This window comes from Hydrocarboniclastica marina (genome assembly GCF_004851605.1).
GTDB classification, from domain to species: domain Bacteria; phylum Pseudomonadota; class Gammaproteobacteria; order Pseudomonadales; family Oleiphilaceae; genus Hydrocarboniclastica; species Hydrocarboniclastica marina.
In genome coordinates, this window is record NZ_CP031093.1 from 215,950 (window position 1) to 234,784 (window position 18,835).

At 60.1% G+C, this 18,835-nt stretch carries 15 protein-coding genes; 9 read left to right on the forward strand and 6 right to left on the reverse strand.

From position 1 onward, the window contains the following. The first annotated feature begins 53 nt into the window (after window positions 1-53). Window positions 54-752, forward strand: a complete 699-nt coding sequence (gene nfi, locus soil367_RS01015; protein ID WP_136546058.1) for a deoxyribonuclease V — start codon at window positions 54-56, stop codon at window positions 750-752. A 51-nt stretch (window positions 753-803) separates the two neighbouring features. Here the strand turns inward: nfi and soil367_RS01020 are convergent, their stop codons facing one another. Both soil367_RS01020 and soil367_RS01025 read right to left on the reverse strand, forming a co-directional pair. Then, the gene (locus soil367_RS01020) at window positions 804-1,502 is read right to left on the reverse strand and encodes a crotonase/enoyl-CoA hydratase family protein (RefSeq protein ID WP_136546060.1); all 699 of its coding nucleotides are present in this window, start codon (window positions 1,500-1,502) and stop codon (window positions 804-806) included. Window positions 1,503-1,553: 51 nt separating this feature from the next. Then, the gene (locus soil367_RS01025; protein WP_136546062.1) at window positions 1,554-2,669 is read right to left on the reverse strand and encodes a GGDEF domain-containing protein; all 1,116 of its coding nucleotides are present in this window, start codon (window positions 2,667-2,669) and stop codon (window positions 1,554-1,556) included. Window positions 2,670-2,980: 311 nt separating this feature from the next. Here soil367_RS01025 and soil367_RS01030 point away from each other — a divergent pair, with 311 nt between their 5' ends. Beyond that, window positions 2,981-4,015, forward strand: a complete 1,035-nt coding sequence (locus soil367_RS01030) for an NADP-dependent oxidoreductase (RefSeq protein WP_136546064.1) — start codon at window positions 2,981-2,983, stop codon at window positions 4,013-4,015. Window positions 4,016-4,026: 11 nt separating this feature from the next. Here the strand turns inward: soil367_RS01030 and soil367_RS01035 are convergent, their stop codons facing one another. Continuing rightward, a complete protein-coding gene (locus tag soil367_RS01035) occupies window positions 4,027-4,662 on the reverse strand; it encodes a histidine phosphatase family protein (protein ID WP_136546066.1) in 636 nt (211 codons plus the stop codon). 138 nt (window positions 4,663-4,800) lie between these two features. Between soil367_RS01035 and soil367_RS01040 the strand changes: the two genes are divergently transcribed. The 4 genes from soil367_RS01040 to crcB all read left to right on the forward strand — a co-directional run bounded on the left by soil367_RS01040 (window position 4,801) and on the right by crcB (window position 8,202). Further along, a complete protein-coding gene (locus tag soil367_RS01040; protein WP_136546068.1) occupies window positions 4,801-5,313 on the forward strand; it encodes a hypothetical protein in 513 nt (170 codons plus the stop codon). Window positions 5,314-5,561: 248 nt separating this feature from the next. Further along, on the forward strand, window positions 5,562-6,686 hold the full coding sequence (locus soil367_RS01045) for an HD-GYP domain-containing protein (protein WP_136546070.1): 1,125 nt from the start codon (window positions 5,562-5,564) through the stop codon (window positions 6,684-6,686). A gap of 63 nt (window positions 6,687-6,749) precedes the next feature. Then, entirely contained in the window at window positions 6,750-7,790 is a 1,041-nt protein-coding gene (locus tag soil367_RS01050; RefSeq protein ID WP_136546073.1) for an AI-2E family transporter, read from the forward strand. A gap of 34 nt (window positions 7,791-7,824) precedes the next feature. Beyond that, window positions 7,825-8,202: a fluoride efflux transporter CrcB gene (gene crcB / locus soil367_RS01055; protein ID WP_136546075.1), complete on the forward strand. Its 378-nt coding sequence runs from the start codon at window positions 7,825-7,827 to the stop codon at window positions 8,200-8,202. 19 nt (window positions 8,203-8,221) lie between these two features. Here the strand turns inward: crcB and soil367_RS01060 are convergent, their stop codons facing one another. Then, window positions 8,222-9,907 carry an HAD family hydrolase gene (locus tag soil367_RS01060; RefSeq protein WP_136546077.1) on the reverse strand — a complete coding sequence of 562 codons (1,686 nt, stop codon included), beginning with the start codon at window positions 9,905-9,907 and terminating at the stop codon, window positions 8,222-8,224. Window positions 9,908-10,282: 375 nt separating this feature from the next. Here soil367_RS01060 and soil367_RS01065 point away from each other — a divergent pair, with 375 nt between their 5' ends. Beyond that, the gene (locus soil367_RS01065) at window positions 10,283-10,828 is read left to right on the forward strand and encodes a PRC-barrel domain-containing protein (protein WP_136546079.1); all 546 of its coding nucleotides are present in this window, start codon (window positions 10,283-10,285) and stop codon (window positions 10,826-10,828) included. Between the two features lie 73 nt (window positions 10,829-10,901). Here soil367_RS01065 and soil367_RS01070 read toward each other — a convergent pair whose 3' ends face one another. Together soil367_RS01070 and soil367_RS01075 are read right to left on the reverse strand one after the other, a co-directional pair. Beyond that, window positions 10,902-14,711, reverse strand: coding sequence for a translocation/assembly module TamB domain-containing protein (locus tag soil367_RS01070; RefSeq protein ID WP_136546081.1), 3,810 nt, complete (start codon window positions 14,709-14,711; stop codon window positions 10,902-10,904). Further along, a complete protein-coding gene (locus soil367_RS01075) occupies window positions 14,708-16,411 on the reverse strand; it encodes an autotransporter assembly complex protein TamA (RefSeq protein WP_136546083.1) in 1,704 nt (567 codons plus the stop codon). The genes soil367_RS01070 and soil367_RS01075 overlap by 4 nt, the downstream gene beginning before the upstream one ends. 288 nt (window positions 16,412-16,699) lie before the next feature. Between soil367_RS01075 and soil367_RS01080 the strand changes: the two genes are divergently transcribed. Beyond that, a complete protein-coding gene (locus tag soil367_RS01080) occupies window positions 16,700-18,013 on the forward strand; it encodes an ATP-binding protein (RefSeq protein WP_136546085.1) in 1,314 nt (437 codons plus the stop codon). Next, window positions 18,010-18,726, forward strand: a complete 717-nt coding sequence (locus soil367_RS01085) for a response regulator (protein ID WP_136546087.1) — start codon at window positions 18,010-18,012, stop codon at window positions 18,724-18,726. The genes soil367_RS01080 and soil367_RS01085 overlap by 4 nt, the downstream gene beginning before the upstream one ends. Window positions 18,727-18,835 lie beyond the last annotated feature (109 nt).

Here is an 18,835-nt window from a genome sequence, read left to right on the forward strand (position 1 = left end):
CGCTTCATGAGGTAGCGCAACCCTTTTAAGCGCATGGATAGCAGGGAGAGGGAATGGAAGACCCTACAGCACACTGGTCCGGACTTACGCCGAGGGAGGCAATCGCTCTCCAGCGAGAGGCCGCGTCGCGGGTCGTGATCGAGGATGACTTGCCCGAGGTTAAACTGGTCGCCGGCGTTGACGTCGGCTTTGAGAACCGGGATACCGCAAGGGCAGCGATCGTCGTCCTGCGACTCGAGGATCTGAAACCAGTGGACCACGCCGTTGCCCGCTTGCCCGTGCCCATGCCCTATATTCCCGGCCTGCTGTCCTTTCGGGAGTGCCCGGTAATCCTCGAGGCGCTCTCCCGGCTCAGACGCGACCCCGATCTTTTGTTGTGCGACGGACACGGTATCGCCCACCCCCGGCGCTTGGGGGTCGCCAGCCACACGGGATTACTGACCGGACTGCCGACTATCGGCGTGGGAAAAAGCCGGCTGACCGGTACCCATGGCCCCGTTCCCGAAGAGCAAGGGGGGTGGACGCCGCTGGTCGATAAAGACGAAGAAATAGGTGCCGTGCTGCGCACGAGGTCCGGCGTCAAACCTTTATATATTTCCGCCGGGCACCGTATCAGTCTGGAAACTGCGCTGCATTACGTACTCGCCTGCACCACCCGATACCGGTTGCCTGAAACCACCCGCTGGGCCGACGGGATCGCCTCGGATCGCGGGCAGAAATGGCTGGGTCAGTTGACGCTGAGCCCCGACTGATGGGCGTCGCTGGATGGCCTCAACCGGCCCTTCTGCGTCGGACAGCTCAGTTCAGAATGACATGCCTGCGTCAGCGTCTTTTTCAATCGCCTCGTTCAGCAGGTTGAGATAGTCTGCCCGGGCTTTCAGCTTCGTTTGCGCATGGGCGCGCATATCAAGGGTATCGGCCATGCGCGCCGCTTCGTTCCGGGCTGAAGCCAGAAGCTGGTCAGCAGGCACCAGGATGTCGAGGAAGCCAGCCTGGACCGCCGTCTCGGGGGAGAACATTTCAGCATTTACGACGGACCGCTGAAAACAGGCCGGCGTCAGGCGGTTGCGGGCCAGTTCGATGCCAGCGTGATGCATGGTCATCCCTATCGCAACCTCATTCAGGCTCACCTTGAAAGCACCCTGGGCGCCCAGGCGCAGGTCCGACGCCAGCAGGATGAACGCACCCTTGGCGATAGCGTGGCCGGAACAGGCCGCAATAATCGGCGTCGGGAAGGACAGTAGTCGGCGACAGAAGGTCGAGCCCTTTCTCACCAGGTGAGTGGCCGCGTCTACCCCGGCTTTCATTTCCTTGAGATCATAGCCCGCGGAAAATATGCCTGCCTGGCCCGTAAGAACAACCACGGCTTCGTCGTTCTCTGCCTGGTCCAGTGCGTCGTTTAGCCCGTCAAAAACCGCATGGGAGAGTGCATTAACCTTGCCGTTCGATATGGCAATAGTCGCGACCCGGTTATCAAGGTGATAAGTGACCACGTCTGTCATCTGAGATACCTCCAGCTGCGAAATACCGGAAGCCTATCAGAGCAACGGGTTTTAATCAGCGTTGTTTGCGCGAAGCTGCTGGCACTCATGCTGGCTGTCAGCCTCGGCGGCATCATCGCTGACTACGGTGTTGCGCCCGCGGTGTTTACCGAGATACATGCGTCGGTCAGCGCTTTGGTAGAGGCCAGTGGTGGTAGCGGAGTCTCGCGGCCAACTGGCGATGCCGAATGTGACTGTCAGGTGAAACTTTTCACCAGCGTAAAATATCGGCATAGCGGCGATGCGCTGCCGTAGCTCATCGACGAGTTTTTGCGCCGAATGCATGTCCGTATCCCTCAGAATCAGCCCAAACTCCTCTCCGCCAAGCCGCCCCACGAAATCAGTAGACCGCAAGCGCTGCACCAGGCAGCTGGCGAGTGTCTTCAGGGCAATGTCGCCAGCGTCGTGCCCCAGGCTATCGTTGATACTCTTGAAGTGGTCGATGTCCATCAATGCCAGGACAAACTGGATGCCGCTGCGTCGCGCTTCTTCCAGCGTGCGGTCATAGGTCGCCTGGAAGCGGCTGCGGTTGGGCAGGCCGGTGAGGGCATCGGTCTCGGCGTGGTAAACCAGCTCGTCTTCAGCTTCTGCGCGCATCGTCTCGTAAAGATGTATGAAAAGCAGAATGACCAGCCCGCAGATCAGCGGGTTAAAAAGATCGATCAGGCTCGCCGGATCGTCGAAGTCCCCGAACATCACCGCGTGATAGGCCGCGATAGCGAACATGAAAGGCGCCGCCAGCAGCAGTCCGGCTTTTTTGCCGAGCAGAAGATAGGACAGGACGGGCATGGCGTAAGCCCACACAAACGCTGTGGAAGATGCTTTTGGGACCACTGTGATCAGGACGAGGAAAGAAAACGTCGGGATCAGGTAACCGATAATCCAGCGACGCAGGTAGGGTGATGTGCCGATCCGGAACATGCCTACGACGAGGGCGAGACAGCCGAAAGCCTCGAGGCTCGCGAGCCAGTAGTTTCCGGCAGTAAACTGGAGACTGGAGAAAAGTCCGAGCGTTACCGCGGTCACGCTGAAAATGATCCGCATCAGGATTCGCCGGTGCGGGTCGCGCAAGCCGGATTTGCCCCTTTGCTGGGAATGATCCAGAGTTCGTTTTGAAGCTGGTTGCATAACAGATTGTCCTTGCCGTAGCGAGAGTATAGATCTGGGGCGGGCGCTCTACCAATAACTTGTTGATTGCAACTATCCGTCCGCGCCTCGGCGGGTTTATACAGCTTGGTAACCGGACAGCTGTGGCCCCCGTGCTACTGTCTGGACATAGCTAGGTACCTACTGAAAAAGTAACTGGCCGGAAGGCAGCGTTCCTCTGGCTCGTGGTGCGCGGACAACGGCACGCCCTGACCAATGCCCATCCTGTGCCACACGGTTCTCTTCGGCTTGGTGTCCTGGCCGAAAGCTATTACAACGAAAGAGGAAGTCTTATGGCCGATCATGAAGGCAAGAAGATAGTTCTGGCGGCTCGTCCCGAAGGCATGCCGACGGCCGAACATTTGCAGGAGGAGCGCCTCGAGGTCCCCCGCCCCGGAGAGGGCGAGATGCTGCTCCGTACGCTGTATCTCTCACTTGACCCTTATATGCGGGGTCGGATGAGTGCGGCAAAGTCATACGCTGCGCCGGTAGAGATCGGCGGTGTAATGGAAGGGGCTACGGTCTGTGAGGTGGTTGAGAGCCGCCTGGACGGGTATCAGCCCGGCGAGTATGTGCTAGCCGGCGCCGGTTGGCAGACCCACGCTGTGTCAAATGGCAAAGGTGTCCGGAAGCTCGATCCGGCCAAAGCGTCGCTTACTACGGCACTGGGCGTGATGGGTATGCCCGGTTTTACCGCGTACGCGGGACTACTGGAACTGGGCCAGCCGAAATCAGGAGAGACCGTGGTGGTCTCAGCCGCCAGCGGTGCTGTCGGCCAGGTGGTCGGGCAGATCGCGCGACTGAAAGGGTGTCGGGTCGTGGGTATCGCTGGGGCGGATGACAAGTGCGCCTACGTGACCGACGAACTCGGATTCGACGCAGCGGTAAACTATAAATCGGAGGATTTCCGCGACCGCCTGGCCGAAGCCTGCCCGGACGGCATCGATGTTTACTTCGAGAACGTCGGTGGCAAGGTCCTGGCTGCGGTCCTGCCGAATCTCAACGAGTTCTCGCGTATGCCTGTCTGCGGGCTGATTGCCCACTACAACGATACCAGCGCCCCTGAAGGCCCCGACCGCCTGCCGGGCTTTATGCGCACCGTGCTGGCGAAGCGTGTCATGGTGAGAGGGTTCATACAGTTTGATTTTGCGCCGCTCATGCCTGATTTTGTGAGGGATATGTCGGGCTGGCTGGCCGATGGCAGTGTTCGCTACCGGGAGGATGTGGTGCAAGGTCTGGAGAACGCGGTAGACGCGTTCCAGGGACTTCTTGAGGGCCGGAACCGCGGCAAACTCATCGTTCAGGTCGGTGAAGACCCCACGCGGTAAGCAAGGGAGGCTCACTCCCCGGCTGGTTTGAGCTTAAGGCCTTCGACGCACCAGCGGGGGGAGCTGAAGGCGGGCGATCTGCCCGCCTCCTGCGGCACGATGCTGATGATGTCAGTATTGTCCGGGTCTTTCATGGTCAGAAAGTCTTCATGGGACAGGTGCAGGAAGCGCATGACAAAACAGCGGATGAACATCCCGTGGGCAACAATCAGAACATTCCGGCGTTGTGAGCGGCCAATCTCCCGGTACAGGCTCTCAAGGAACACAGACGCCCGCAGGTAGACGTCGGCGGGGCTTTCGCCGCCCTTATGGCGGTAGTAAAACCAGCCGTGTGCCTTGCGCATTTCCAGTTGGGATTCTTCGTCGTGGTAGCCCCGGTCATGCTCCCTCAGCAAGGGATCTTCATACACGGTGGGGGCCAGCCCATGGTCATCCAACAGAATTTTCAGGGTTTGGCGCGCTCGCTCGTATGGTGAGCTATAGATCAAAGCTGACTTGATGAAGCCCGCGTCGACGCGCTCAGCCAGCGTCCTGGCCTGGGCAACGCCGCGATCACTGAGACAGACGTGAAAGTCGCCCTCGGTATGGGGATCGACAACGTTGGTGTTGGCCAGGCTCTCACCATGCCGAATCAATTTAATGCGCATAATTCCCTCCTTGGCTTGTATCCTGTTCGCTGAAGCTGCATTCGGCTCTACTCGGCGAATGCCTCATCATGTCTAAAACCGTGTGCTGTAGCCAGTACTCTTCTGCAGTAGCAGCCCGCCTGTCTGATAGGAGCCTCCATGACTGAAGAACTGAAAAACGCCCAGAATGAGGACCGTAACGAGTTCCGTGAGTTCATCCTTGGCCAGATGCCGGCGGAGCTTTTCGCGAACCTGCCCGACACGCTTGGCCGGGCCGAGGCTGAGGATCTGGCTGAACTGGCTGCGGCTCAAACACTGCATTGGCCGGACTCCGGCGATGTATTCTGGCTTATTGTCGCCGATTATTTTGCCGATGCTGAGCCAGCCGAGGTTGCTGAGTATGAGCTGGAGGAGGCACTGATCGCATTGCAGGAGGGTGAAACGCCGGCCGACGATGAGAAAAGCGCAATGGCCTGGCTCTACATCATCGACAATTATCCGGACGTAAGCTTCTACTCGGCGTTGGGCCAGTCTTTGGCGGCGCTGCAGGACGAAACCCATGAGGATCAAGCCCGGGAGGTGGCTGAGCATGCCATTGAGTGTGTGGCAGTGAGCCGTTACCCGGAGCTGCTGGGCGAGACACCGTTATTTTTGCGTCCTCCGGAGCATTAGACTCTGCTGTTCAGGTCGTTCTCCACATCCCGGTGCGCGGGCGCCGTCTTTCAGGCCCGGTTAAGGGCACTAACGTCAGGCTGTAGCAGATGCCAGTCCCAGGCCGGTTCCGTCGGATGCGGACGGCTTTCGTGACGTGCTTCCTGAATACGTCGAAAATGCACGCTTTTGCCTCGACTTTTTACTGTTTGTTACCATAATGTTATTAATATTCAGCGCGACTCAAACTGAAGTGCGCGGGGGACGGCGTGACAGCACTAGTAAAACTTGCACCTGGGGCTCTGGCGGTGGGGCATCCCCTGCCGTGGACGGTCTACGACCTGAACGGCGTTTTACTGGTGCGCAGAGGCTACGTCGTACAAAGCGAACGCCAGCTGGAGCGGCTGTATGAGCGCGGACGCTTCTATGCAAAAGCCCTGGTTGAGGAGGAGGTACCCGTACTGGCGGAAGTGCCCAAGCTGGTGCGAGCAAACCCCTTTGCTGAGTATGTCACGCTGCTGCAGGATCTGGAAAACGCCATAGATGCGGTCATGGCCCGCAGCGAGCAAGCCGGGCAGTATCTCACGGACCTTGTGGAGCGCCTCGACCAGCTCTGTGTCAGCGAACCCGATGCCTGCCTGGCACTTGTGCACAACGGCAGCCGTGAGCCCACAGCTTACGAGCAGACGCTGTTCCATGCCATTATCTGCCGCATCGTGGCTGCTCGCCTTGAGCTCGACAGCGACCGCATAGCGTTGCTAATGCTGGCTGCGCTGACCGCGAATATTGCGCTTATCCGCCACCTCGACAAACTCAACAGCTCTAACAAGGGGCTCACTTCACCCCAGCGCGAGATCATCCACAAGCACCCATTGCTCAGCGCTGCGGCCGTGGAGCAGGCTGGACTGACTGACCCCGTTTTGCTGCAGATCATACGGCAGCACCATGAGCGGGTAGACGGCGGTGGCTACCCGGCCGGGCTAGGCGCCGCAGATATTCTGGTGGAAGCGCGAGTGCTCGCGCTTGCGGAGCGCTACACGGCCATGACCAGCCCGCGCGGCTACCGTAAGCGCTACCGGGCGGATCATGCCATGGCTGAGATCCTTGAGACGACCCTGAGGGAGCCGACACCCCGTACCTCCCATGCACTGGTCAAGGAGTTGACGACTTTTCCGCCGGGTGTGACCGTCCGCCTGGGCAACGGCGAAATAGCGCTGATTACCCATCGGCCAGTCGCCGGCGAGGCGCCGGTCGCGCAGGCCATCATCAGCTCCAGCGGCAATCCCTACATTGGCTCTTTCTTCCGGGACTGTGACGAGCATCGGATTGAGGGTATAGTCGTTCCCGACCGTTTTCCCGAGCTTAACCTGAGCGACTTGTGGGGCTACCGCTAGCTTAACCCTGCAACTGGAAGGCGCTAACTTCATCTGCGTGGTGGCCTTTCAAGCAGGGACAATATGTACGATAAGCTCCAGCAGCGCTCATTCCTTCTTTTGCTTGTTCTTGTCACCGTTCTGTTCTTTTATCTGCTCAAGCCTTTCTTCGGCGCGATTTTCTGGGCATGTGCTATCGCCGTCATCTTTTTTCCGGTCCAACGCAGACTCGTCCTGCGCTTTCCCGGAAGCCCTAACCTGACTGCGCTAACAACACTGTCGTTGTGCATCGTCATCGTCATCATCCCGGTACTGGTGGTGGCGACGTCAGTCGTTCAGGAGGGCGTGATCCTGTATCAGAAACTCACCGAAGGTGAGGTCGACCCCGCCCAGTATTTCGATCAGGTCAGGCATGCGTTTCCCTTGCTGGACACCGCGATTGATGCTGCCGGGATTGACTACTCGGCGCTTAAAGCGCGCGCCATGGAAGTCGCAGTGAGTGGTAGCCGTGCCCTTGCCCAGCAGGCATTATCGGTGGGCCAGAATACCTTTCAGTTCTTCCTCGGGCTGGGGATCATGGTCTACCTGGCCTTCTTCCTACTGCGAGATGGTCCCGCCCTGACTCGACTGCTGATCCAGGCGTTGCCCCTGGGCGATGATCGTGAACGTCTGCTGTTCCAGAAGTTTACCGAAGTCACCCGCGCGACAGTAAAGGGCAATCTGGTGGTAGCGGTAACCCAGGGTGCACTTGGCGGTCTGGCGTTCTGGGCGCTCGGCATTCCCGGGCCGTTTCTCTGGGGCGTCGTCATGGCGGTACTGTCGCTGATACCCGCGGTTGGCGCCGGTCTCATCTGGGCCCCTGTCGCGATCTATCTTCTGGCAGCGGGGGAGTGGATCAGCGGTCTGGTCCTGACTGTTTTCGGTGTTCTCGTAATTGGCCTGGTCGACAATGTGCTCCGGCCGATACTGGTCGGGCGGGACACGAAACTGCCGGACTATGTGGTTTTGCTTTCGACCCTGGGCGGTCTGGTGCTGTTCGGAATTAACGGCTTTGTTATCGGTCCGCTGGTCGCTGCCCTCTTTATTGCTTTCTGGGGCATATTCATTCGCGAGTTCAACGTTTAAATACTTGCGCCATCAAAGAGACGCGGGAACCGTCATGTGGTTGTCCATTGCTGCAATAAGTATCGGCGCCGCGGTCGGCGCCAACCTCCGCTGGGCCCTGGGCCTGTGCTGCAATCACTGGTTCGGCGCCGTCCCGCCCGGCACCCTGATCGCTAATCTGGGCGGCGCCTGGCTGATCGGTGTTGCCGTGGGGTATTTCTCGCAGGCCCCAGTCAGTCCTGAATGGCGGCTGCTTATTGTTACTGGCCTGCTCGGTGCGCTGACGACCTTCTCAACCTTTTCCCTCGAAATGGTGGACACACTGCAGGCGGGCAAGTGGATGGTAGCCGTGGGCGGCATACTGGCGCACGTTCTGGGCTCGCTGTTGCTGACGTTTTTGGGAATACTGACCTACCAGTGGCTCAAGAGCTGAGCCCGGGGCCGGCTTTTCGTCATTTACGCAAGTGAAGACACGTCAGCACCAGCGCCCAAAACTCGGAAAAATCGTTTACGACCACATCGGGCTGGAAGGGGTGGCGCTCGGTCCCTGGGAAAATACGGTGCAGCCAGGGTAAGTCCCACAGGGCACCGTTGAAGAAAACGGCCGTCATGCCGGCGCGCTTTGCTGCGATGACGTCGGTGGTGCTGTCACCGACATACCAGACGTCGGGCCCGGGCGCCGCCTTGAGTTCCGATGCAGCTTGGAAAAGCTGGTCCGGGTGAGGCTTTCGTTGAGGTGTATCATCCCCGCACACCTGGGTGTCAAAGAGATCGGTCCAGCCCACCCCATCCACAGCAGCCAACTCGTGCTCGAAAAATTCCCGGTCGCGGTTGGTGATGACCCCGGTTTTCAGCCCCAGTCCCCGCAGGGCCACAAGCAGTTCTTTCACGCGCGGTTCAAAAGGCGCCACGTTGCCGTAGTGCTTGCGATAGTGGTGGTTGAACACTTTATGGGCCTGCTGTTTGGCTTGCTGGTTGTCCCCAAACAGCACCTCGAAAATATCGGTACGGGAGATCTTGCGGTCGGCTTTGACCTTGGGGTGTAGCTGGGCGTAGGCGCGTACATATTCCACCAGCCGAGCGTCCTCAGGTGACCTGCTGTGTTCGGGCGGAATAAGTTTGTCCATAAGCCCCAGTTGCTGAAACTCAGGCAGCATGTCATCGACAGCGTGATACATGGCGTCAAGCGTATCGACCAGGGTGGCGTGCCAATCGAACAGAATCAGCGTAGGTGGGGTAAGTTCTGCTACGGCGGGGTGCCAGTCAGGCTCTACCCGCTCGGGCGGTGCCTGGGGCCCCGCAAACGCCGGCGGTCGCACTTCTGCCACCGGCAGATGAAACGCCGATGGCATCTTTCGTTGGATCCTTTCGAGAAGGTTCATCAGCCCTTCGAAATCGTTGATCACGGCGTCGGGCGTCGCATCAGGATAGGCCGCAAAGGTCCTGTTGAGCCACTCATCTTCAACCTGGCCGCCGTTGAAGAACACGCGGGTAACGCCGGCGTTGCGGCCGGTGACCATGTCCACATAGCTGTCGCCGATGTACCAGCTCGCGCCGCCGGGCGCCTCGGCCAGCTCGGCCAGGGACAGCAGCAGTATTTCGGGGTCCGGCTTGTACTCGGTAACGTCACCGGCGCAGATGGTTACATCGAACAGCCCAACCCAGCGTCCGCCGTCGACAATTGACAGCTCTTTCTCAAGGAACTCCCGGTTTCGATTGGTCGCCACGCCCAGGCGAATACCCAGGGTCTTCAGACTGGTGAGGTATTGGTATATCCCGTCCTGCAGAGGCTTAACCTGCCCGAAATACTTGCGGTAACAGGCGTTATAGCATTGGTGTGCCTTGGCTTTGGCATCCCTGTTATCGCCGAAGATGGCGTTGAATATGTCTGTCCGTGAGACCCGCCGTTCGGCCAATATGCGAGGGTGGAGGCGCCGGAACAGCCTGATGTAGCGGACCAGTTTGGCGTCTTCGGCACTGTTGCACTCATCTTCCCCGAGCAGACTCGAAACGAGGTCAAGTTCCTCAAGCTGGGGGAGCATGTCCTCCATGGCGCTGAACATGGCGTCATGGGTATCGACCAGCGTGCCGTGCCAATCGAGCAGGATAACATTGGGAGGCGTGAGTGATGCGGTCATAGTCTGCTATCAATTGGATGCGTGTACTCTAGAGCTTAGCCAGCGCTGCAGCCCGAGGCCAGCCCGTGCCGTTCGCGCCGCAGCAGCAGATTACCGATTTTTCAGCGCTCGTCCGAGCCAGCGGCATTAGGTCAGAGTGCTGCAGGAAGGCGCCCGCCGCCGCTTGGCGTCATCCCCGTCAGTTAGACCTCAGGTCGATAGTCCGGCTTGTCTTCCGTTTTCGCCAGCCACTTCGCTAACCGAAATTAATGAAAGGGTGCCTCGACCTTTGTTAGGTTACTGGAGTGGTTCTGAAAACCACATATTGCGGCGCAGACCTCTGACGGTCAGGCGCTTGCCGATGGACACGGACACAAACGGCAAAAGGAACGTTCTATGATGAACAAACGACTATTCCGGAACTTTGGCGCATCACTGCTTCTAGGGGGCGTAGCCCTGGGTAACCCCGCATTGGCAGCCGAAGGACTTTACTCGGCCGACGGGCTGATGGAAGCCGACGTCTATGACTCCAGCGGCAAGGAAGTAGGCGAAGTCGAAGACATCCTGATGGGAGACAACATGGCGCTCCACTCCATCATTCTGGAGGCCGGCGGCGTCCTCGGCATGGGCGGTCGAGAGTTGGTGGTTGAGCGCGGCAATTTTACCGTCAGACCGAAAGATACCGCCGAGAACTGGGACGACATCGACTATGAAGTCCATATTGACGCGACCCAGAATGAAATCAAGGCGTTCCCAGAGTACGACGAAGGCTGGTGGAACCAGACGAGTCAAGCGTTGAGCAACGCCTGGGAAAACACCAAGGAAACGACGTCCAATGCTTGGGAAAATACCAAGGAAGCCACATCCAGCGCTTGGCAAAACACCAAGGACGCGGTTGAAAACATGACCGATGAGGCTGAAGAAGAGGCCGACGAGATATAGTCGCCCGCTGCCGCTACCGTAAGAGCCCGCCAAGACGCGGGCTTTTTTCTGGGTGGTGCTGGAACCCCGTCATTTATTCGTAGTCGCGGCTATAGAAGATGTCCAGCGAGCTGGCGAGCCCGCTCGCGGCTTCCAGGTAGAGTTGCTCAGTCAGGTCATAACGGAGCGCAAGCCGATTGGCGGCTTCGAACAGGCTGACACCGTAGCGGATACTCAACTTGTCAGTTATGTAGCCGGTGGCGACAATGCGTTGGGAGTCGCCGCTGCCTTCCGTATCGAGCTGAAGGTCCTTTACACCGACTCGCTCACCCAGCGCTCGGGTCAGTGGCGCTGCCTGATTAAGTCCGATAGAGATCGCCGCCGTACCGACGACGCTATTGTCCTGCTGACTCTGCAATGGGCGGCCCAAAATCAGGTAAGACAACGCCTGTTCTTCGCTCATTGAGGGTTCGGAGAAGACTTCGGTCTGTGGTTGGTCGGCCGGCCCGGTCAGGCGAATGCCGGCAGTGACGTCGTCGACACGCCGGATCGCTTCAATCTGAAGATAGGGCTGGCTGACAGGGCCGGCGAAGATGAGGTTGGCCCGCCGCAGAGTCAGCCTCTGGCCATATATCTCGTAACGGCCGTCGCGGAGGCTGAGTTCTCCGCGGGTGTCGAGATCGTTGCCGATCTGAAGCCTGCCGACCAATTCGCCGGTGACGCCAAAGCCGGAAAACGTCAGCTTGTCTTCGCCCACAATCACTGCGAGATCCATATTCAGGTCCAAGCCAGGGCCTTTTTCCTCTTGCTCCTCCTGGCCTACCACAACTGTGTCGCCCGACACGCTGACGGCCTGGGGTGGTAGTCCCCTGATCTCAACCGCGCCCCGTGGAATTGCAACACGGCCGGTAATGGACAGTTGCTCGTCCTTGAAGGTAATGGTCATGTCGGGCGCAACTTCAACGTCAGCGTAGGGCTCCAGGCGGGCTGGCAGACGCTTGCCGGTCACATTGATGGTTGCGTTCAGGCCGTCGCTCCAGCCGATGTCGCCGGCGATACTGCCGGTGCCTTTTTCGCCGCTGCGCCAGTCGCCCTCCAGCTCGGCGCCGGTTTCGGTAAACTGAATCTCCAGCGCCACATCGTCAAACTGAAGGGGAATCCTGGGGTCGGCAATTTGACCTCCCACGAGATTGAGCGTGCCGGTGACCACAGGCTCGTCCAGCGTTCCGCCAATCTGACCGGTGCCGTTGAGCGTGCCAGCGAGTTCCTGCAGGTCGGCGAAAGGCCGGAACAGGGCCAGGTTAAGCTCATCCAGGGCAAACTCGCCTCGCAGGGGCCGAACATCTCCCTGGGGATCATCAACCGTTACGTTGGCCTGGAGGCCACCCAGGCCGGGTCCGTTGAGTCTTGCCTGGGCGACCACTGCGTCGGGGCTCAGGTCCGCCGTCAGGCGTAGCTCGTCATAGGGATAGTCGATCCACTCCGGACCGTCATCGTCTTCGTCTGCAGGTTCGCGCGCACTGAACACACCGGAGCCCGCATCGAGTACGACCTGCCCGCGCGGGCCACCGCTATCGAGATCAAGATTGACCTTGCCGTTGATCGCCCCTTGCCAGCGTAACTCCGGAGGCAGGAAGGGCGCTGCGAGCTCACTGGAAAAATTGTCCAGGGCCAAACGCAGGCGAGGATCGGGCCAAAGGCGCTGGTCCTCGGCGCAGAGGCTGGCTGACTCCCAGGCCCAGCAATGCGCGCCGAGCGTCACCTCGCCCCTGGCGTCATAGGCCAACGCTGCGGGCGATTGCAGGATCCAACGCTGGTCTGCGGCGACAATTTCGCCATCGGTCAGGGCCCCGCTCCATACCGCAGCCGGCCCGCTGGCCTGGGGCTGCTCCTTACCCAGTGCGGCCAACTGGCGCCTGAGAAGTTCGCTGCCCCCTTCGAAGCGAAGGTCAATATTGCCGCGACTCTCTTCGACACGGACACGTAACTCATGTTGATCAACCGAGCCGCTGCCGTTGAGGCGGACCTGCTCGATGCGTTGTCCAGCGGTTTCGATGCCGACGGCGGTTACCGTCAGCTCAAGCTCGCTTTGCTCGAGGGTACGGCCGGAGACCTGCTCCTGGTTGATCGCAACGTCGACGGACAGTGCTTCCAGTCCAGAATCGTTGTAGCCCAGGCCGGGGCTGTTCAGGTTCAGCTTCGCCTGGAGGGCGTCAGGCCAGCCACTGGCTGTAAGCTCGCCGGTGAGACTGCCCTCAAGACCGGGCCAGAGTTGTGCCAGTCGGGCCAGCTCAAGTTGTAGCCGGACGTCGAGGCCTTTGTCCTGGCCGGCGGAGCCTGTAATTTCATTGTCGCCGAACCGCACCCGTATCGGTGAGGCCTGCCATTGCTCGGGACTGCCCTCGAGCTCAACCCCCACCTGTATAGGCTGATCGCGCAGCGTGCCGTCGAGGTCTATGGTCGCGCTGAGGTCTGGCCCGGCCTCCGCCAGAACACCTTCGCTTTGCACCCGTCCGTTGAGAGTGCCCGGCATGGCTTCAACCCAGTACCCCGGGTTAAGCGCCTGTACGGCCAGGTCGGCGTTCCAGCCGAGCGCATCCGCGAACTGCAGGCCCAGGGTGCCCTCCACTGAGCCCGGCCCGGCTTGTAGTGAAAGTGCGGGCAGGCTGATCTGGCCAAAGTCTCCCTTGAACGGCGTGGCCAGAGTCGATGGGCCCGCGGGCCCGGTGAAAGCTGCCTCCAGCTGACCCTCGTAGGCACCGTCTGCCAGCGCGATCGTTCCTTCAAGCGTTTGTAGCTCAACCGGCAGCGGGCTCATGTCGGGGAACAGCCGCTGCCAGGGAAATTCGCGCCAACTCAGGGTCGCGTCGGCCGTAAAGCCCTCGCTCCAGCCCAGCGCTCCGGCAACGGTCAGGCTGCGCTGCTGCCCTGCGGTCACGCTTACTTTGTCTATACGAGCGCCTTCGGTGGTGACGTGGCCCTCGATCACCAGCGGCATAGGTTGACCTTCTGCTGGCAGTTGGGCTTCGGCCTTTACCGACCAGCCGTCATTGAGGTTGCCAACAGCGGCGATAATGACGTCTTCGGGGCGTAACGTCGGCGGAACCGACCCGGGGATAGGCAGTTGTGTAGGGTGTGCGGTAAGCTCCGCGGGGAAGCCCGGCTCCAGCGGTTGCACCAGGCCGGAGAGGGTGCCGTCGACATAGCCTGAAACCAGGGCTTCCAGGTGCAGGTTACGACCGATTCGGCCCCGTGCGTCGAGGTTCACGGCCAGCTGGTCGTCCAGCAAGGGCATGCGGTACTGGATGTTTGCCTCTACAGGCCAGTGACCGGCCATGGTCAGGTCGCCGGTGACATCCAGTTCGAGATCCTCGCGGCCCAGGGCGAGATTGTCCAGGTGCAGGTCACTCCCCGAAAGATTGCCCTGTAGCGCAAGGTCCTGCAGAAGCAGCGTCCCGTTGAGCGTCAGTCGGTCAAGGTGCAGCTTGTCGACCGAGACGGTTACCGGCAGGTTGATCTCCGGCAGACTGAAGGGTTCAGCTGACTCTTCTACTGGCGCTTCCGAAGGCGTGGTTTCGATGGCCACGCTGGCCACGGTCAGCGCATCAAGGCAGACTTCGCGCTGCCACAGACACCCCGGGGACCAGTCCATGGCGATGTCTTCGATGATGATGGCCAGTGCATCCGAACGCCATTCCACGCGGTCAGCCCGCCAGCTTCCACCGAGTCTGCCTTCATATTCTTTATAGACCAGGCCGGGAACCTGGTTCAGGGCGAAACGGCCCCCCGAGTCGGTGCCCAGTAACCAGACTGCTAACCCGACCATCACGGCCAGAAGCAGGAGAATCAACGCCAGCAGGGCCAGGCCCGTTCTTTTCAGGTTACGCCAGCGCAGCAGACTCATAGCTCCGGCCCCATGGAAAAGTGGATGCGCCAGTGCTGGTCGGTCAATGCCCGGGCGATATCAAGGCGCAATGGACCTACCGGAGAAACCCAGCGGATGCCCATTCCCGCGCCGGTCTTGAGGGCGTCATTCAGTGTGTCGACCGCATTGCCATGGTCGATGAAGCTTGCGACACGCCAGTTCTCGCGAAACTCATACTGATATTCTGCGCCGCTCTCCAGCAGATAGCGGCCGCCCAGGTTGTCGCCGTCACTGTTGGTCGGGCCGAGGCTGCGGTAGCCATAGCCTCGGACGCTCTGGTCGCCGCCGGCGAAAAACCGCAAGGTCGGGGGTACATTCTCGAAATCGTTGGTTGCTACAGCGCCGACGCTGGCCCTGAGCAGAAAACGGTGATTCTCGGCGACGGTCGTGAGGCCCTTGGCTGCAAGCACGATCCGGGCGACGTCGACGGTTGAAAGAACGGCGCGGTGGCCGGCCTGACTGGCCAGCTGGAGCCGGTAACCTTCGCTGGGATCGATACTGTCGTCGCTGACCAGTTTGTCGAGGCTCAGGCCGGGTAGTAACAGCCGGCTGTGGCCGCTGTCATCGCCAATTTCGTACCGCTCATCCTGCCACTCCAGCGACACGACGCGCTGCCAGCCCCCGTTGGTGCGGTGATGCCACTCGGTGCCCAGGCTGAGCTGGCGCGTTTCCACGTCGTCGATGTCTTCCCGCTGGTAGCCTGTGGTGAAGCGCAGGCTATCAGTCATGGGCGGATCCAGCGGGATTTCGTACCAGCCGCCCAGAGTCTGGCGCGGGCCGGATACTTCAGCTTCAGCCCCGCGCTTGTGACCGGATTCGTTGATCCAGTGCTGGGTCCAGTTGAGCAGGGCCCGCGGCCCGACATCTGTCGAGAAACCGCCGCCGACGCCCACACTGTGGCGTTTACGCTCACCCAGCTGGACCGTTACCGGGATACGACCGTTATCAGCCCGGGCCGGTGTCGCGTCAATCAGGATCTCATCGAAATAGCCGCTACCTCTGAGGTCTCGATTAAGATTGGCGATCAGATTGCTCTGGTAAGGGGTGCCGGGTTCAAACTGCACGAAGCGGTTCAGGAGGTCATCACTGAAGACGGTGTCGCCCGTAAAAGTGACGTCCCCAAGTTCGAACCTGCGGCCCGTCTGGTACACGAGCCGTACATCAGCCGCATTCGTGTTCGGGTTGACGCGCAGTACCTGCTCACTGAACTTGCCGTCGAAAAAGCCGTACACCTGTGCCCGGTCTCGAATCAGGCCCTTCAGACCTTCGTAGCGGCTGTGGTCAAGTTTCTGGCCTCGTTTGGGGATACGGTCAGGCGGTAGCTGGAACGCTGCGAAGTCGCTGCCGGGGCCTTCGATGCGTACCAGGACATCCTGAAACCGCACAGGTTCACCGGCGTCAATCTCCAACCGCAGTCGAGGTCCTTCCTCAAGTACAGTCAGGTTTATCGAGGGGTTATAGTAGCCCAGGGCCTGTAGCGCCTGCCGTGCCTGTTCACGCACATAACTTGTGGTCTGGCGTAATCCGCGCGTATTACGGCCCTCGAGATCACCGATGTGCACTTCGATGTTTTGTCTCAGCTGGTCGTTGTCTGGTTTGAGAACAAGGTCAAGTTGCGCGCGGGCCGTGGTACTCAACAGGAGCAGGGCGGCAAGACAAAGCCTGATTGTGAGTTTCATCCTGGAAAGAAAGACCCGTCGCGTTGGTGGTACAGAATGGCGCAAACGAAATCACGGTAGCGAACTCTGGCACGAGGGACAAGGCCAATTGCCGTGCCCCGGCCGGTTCTGGCGGCGCTTTAATTTTCAGCATGTTTTCTGTCAGCGCCGTGCGCGGCGAAGCATTTTGCGGGGCTTTCGCGCTCGGGCTTATTGCCAACACCGAATCGCTCTTTTGCGGAAATATTGTGCAACCCCTAGGCGCCGCTGGCACAGAGGTTAAACTGCTGCCAGGTCACAGGGCAAAACATGCGAATACGAACCCGCTTTTTTCTCGCTTTTCTGGTTACCGGTCTCAGCGTAGTGCTTATCACAGCCTTGCTGGCAGCGGCCGGCTTTAGCCGTGGCCTCGACCAGTACCTCGGCCAACGTCGGGTCGACCGGTTGGAAGTCCTGGCGGAACAGTTCGGTGCCTACTATGAGATGCATAGGCGCTGGCCCGCGCAGTTCGAGCGGGTACCAGGGATCCGTTCGGGCCACTTCAAGGGCAGGGGGCTGGTGCTCCTCGACCGACAGCGCAAGCCGGTCATCGGTGAGCCCGAGCGAAACAGGCGCTATCTGAGTGTCCCCGTCATGTTCGACGGAGCCATCGTCGGGTACCTGGCCCACCCGCACTCTCAGCCCAACTTCGACCCGATCGATGAGAACTTCCGTAACCAGCAGTTCAGTTATCTGCTGCTGGCCTCGGCCCTGGCCCTGCTTATTGCGCTGCTGGTGTCGTGGTTGCTGGCTCGTCAGCTGGTGCGCCCTATCCTCAGGGTGGCCGGCTTTTCAAAGCATCTCGCGGCGGGGGACTACGACAAGCGCCTGCCGGCAGGGCGGACGGATGAGCTCGGTGAACTGATGACGGCCATTAACCATCTGGCTGAAGCCCTTGGCCAGGCGGAGCACGCCCGGGACCGGTGGCTGGCTGATATTTCCCATGAGCTACGTACGCCGATTGCGATCCTCCAGGGGGAAATTGAGGCGCTTATAGATGGCATACGTCAGCCGGACAGTGCCCGTCTGAATTCTTTGCACCAGGAAGTAAAGCATCTGCAAAAGCTCCTGAACGATCTGCACACCCTTGCGCTGGCCGACGCGGGCACATTGCGCTATCACTTCGAACCGACCGACCTTGCCGCCATCGCCCGCAGCCAGACTGACCTGTTCGAGCGCCCGTTTGCCTCGGCCGGCCTTCGGCTTGAAACGGACCTGCCTGCCGCCGCGATGCTTCGAGGGGATCCGGAGCGCTTGCGACAGTTGGTGGCAAACCTGTTATCCAACAGCCTTAAATACACCCGACCGGAAGGCGTAGTCAGGGTTTCGCTTTCCAAACAGGGCAAGCATTGGCGGCTGATTATTGCTGACTCCGCCCCCGGCGTGCCATTGCCCGAGCGCCGTCGCCTGTTCGAGCGGCTCTATCGCGTGGAGAGTTCCCGTAACCGCAGCGAGGGTGGTTCGGGATTGGGCCTGGCGATCTGCCAGCGCATCGTCGAAGCCCACGGTGGCGAGATTACCGCGACCGAGGCCGAGTTGGGCGGTCTCAAGATAGACATATCCCTGCCTGAGGAGCAACTATGAGCGCAGCGCAAACCGGAGCCCGGGTGTTGGTGGTTGAAGACGAGGGCAAGCTGGCGCAGTTACTGACCGACTATCTCCAGGCGGCGGGCTACCAGACTGAAGTTCTTCTGGACCCGGAGGCAATCCAGGCTGCCGTTGAGGCTGGCCGTGTTGACGCGATCCTGCTTGACCTGATGCTACCCGGCACCAGCGGACTGGAAATCTGCAAGGCAATTCGGAAGCGTTCGCAGGTGCCGATACTCATGGTAACGGCCAAAGTCGATGAGGTTGACCGGCTGGTGGGCCTGGAGTTGGGCGCAGATGACTATATCTGCAAGCCTTTCAGCCCGCGAGAGGTAGTGGCCCGGGTCAGGGCTGTTCTCAGGCGGACGCAACCCGGCCGTACCGATGAGCTGGAGCTGGACGCCAACCGTTTCAGCCTGCGCTATAAAGGCCGGGAAGTCAGCCTGACGACGATAGAGTTCGCCTTGGTGCAGGCCCTGGCCGACCGGCCCGGACACATACTGTCCCGTGATCGCCTGATGACGCGGATGTATTCCGACCACCGTATCGTTAGCGACCGTACGATCGATAGTCACGTCAAGAAACTGCGGCAGAAACTGGCTGAAGTCTGGGACGACGTTGAGTTTATCCACTCGGTCTATGGCGCCGGCTACCGACTGGAAGTGGCTGAGATATGCGCCATGCCAACAGCCGCTCCAGATGCCACCTGAGCTGACTCTGAGGCACCAGGCTGGCTGACTGGCCGTGGCGACGTCTACAATGGACACGTAGCGGCTGAGCAGGATTGTTGTAGAAGCCACCGCTATAAATTGCCATAGC

Bases quoted from the DNA above. Each gene is read 5' to 3' on its own strand.
- nfi (WP_136546058.1), top strand. From the start codon at position 54: ATGGAAGACCCTACAGCACACTGGTCCGGACTTACGCCGAGGGAGGCA.
- soil367_RS01020 (WP_136546060.1), bottom strand. From the start codon at position 1,502: ATGACAGACGTGGTCACTTATCACCTTGATAACCGGGTCGCGACTATT.
- soil367_RS01025 (WP_136546062.1), bottom strand. From the start codon at position 2,669: ATGCAACCAGCTTCAAAACGAACTCTGGATCATTCCCAGCAAAGGGGC.
- soil367_RS01030 (WP_136546064.1), top strand. From the start codon at position 2,981: ATGGCCGATCATGAAGGCAAGAAGATAGTTCTGGCGGCTCGTCCCGAA.
- soil367_RS01035 (WP_136546066.1), bottom strand. From the start codon at position 4,662: ATGCGCATTAAATTGATTCGGCATGGTGAGAGCCTGGCCAACACCAAC.
- soil367_RS01040 (WP_136546068.1), top strand. From the start codon at position 4,801: ATGACTGAAGAACTGAAAAACGCCCAGAATGAGGACCGTAACGAGTTC.
- soil367_RS01050 (WP_136546073.1), top strand. From the start codon at position 6,750: ATGTACGATAAGCTCCAGCAGCGCTCATTCCTTCTTTTGCTTGTTCTT.
- crcB (WP_136546075.1), top strand. From the start codon at position 7,825: ATGTGGTTGTCCATTGCTGCAATAAGTATCGGCGCCGCGGTCGGCGCC.
- soil367_RS01060 (WP_136546077.1), bottom strand. From the start codon at position 9,907: ATGACCGCATCACTCACGCCTCCCAATGTTATCCTGCTCGATTGGCAC.
- soil367_RS01065 (WP_136546079.1), top strand. From the start codon at position 10,283: ATGATGAACAAACGACTATTCCGGAACTTTGGCGCATCACTGCTTCTA.
- soil367_RS01070 (WP_136546081.1), bottom strand. From the start codon at position 14,711: ATGAGTCTGCTGCGCTGGCGTAACCTGAAAAGAACGGGCCTGGCCCTG.
- soil367_RS01075 (WP_136546083.1), bottom strand. From the start codon at position 16,411: ATGAAACTCACAATCAGGCTTTGTCTTGCCGCCCTGCTCCTGTTGAGT.
- soil367_RS01080 (WP_136546085.1), top strand. From the start codon at position 16,700: ATGCGAATACGAACCCGCTTTTTTCTCGCTTTTCTGGTTACCGGTCTC.
- soil367_RS01085 (WP_136546087.1), top strand. From the start codon at position 18,010: ATGAGCGCAGCGCAAACCGGAGCCCGGGTGTTGGTGGTTGAAGACGAG.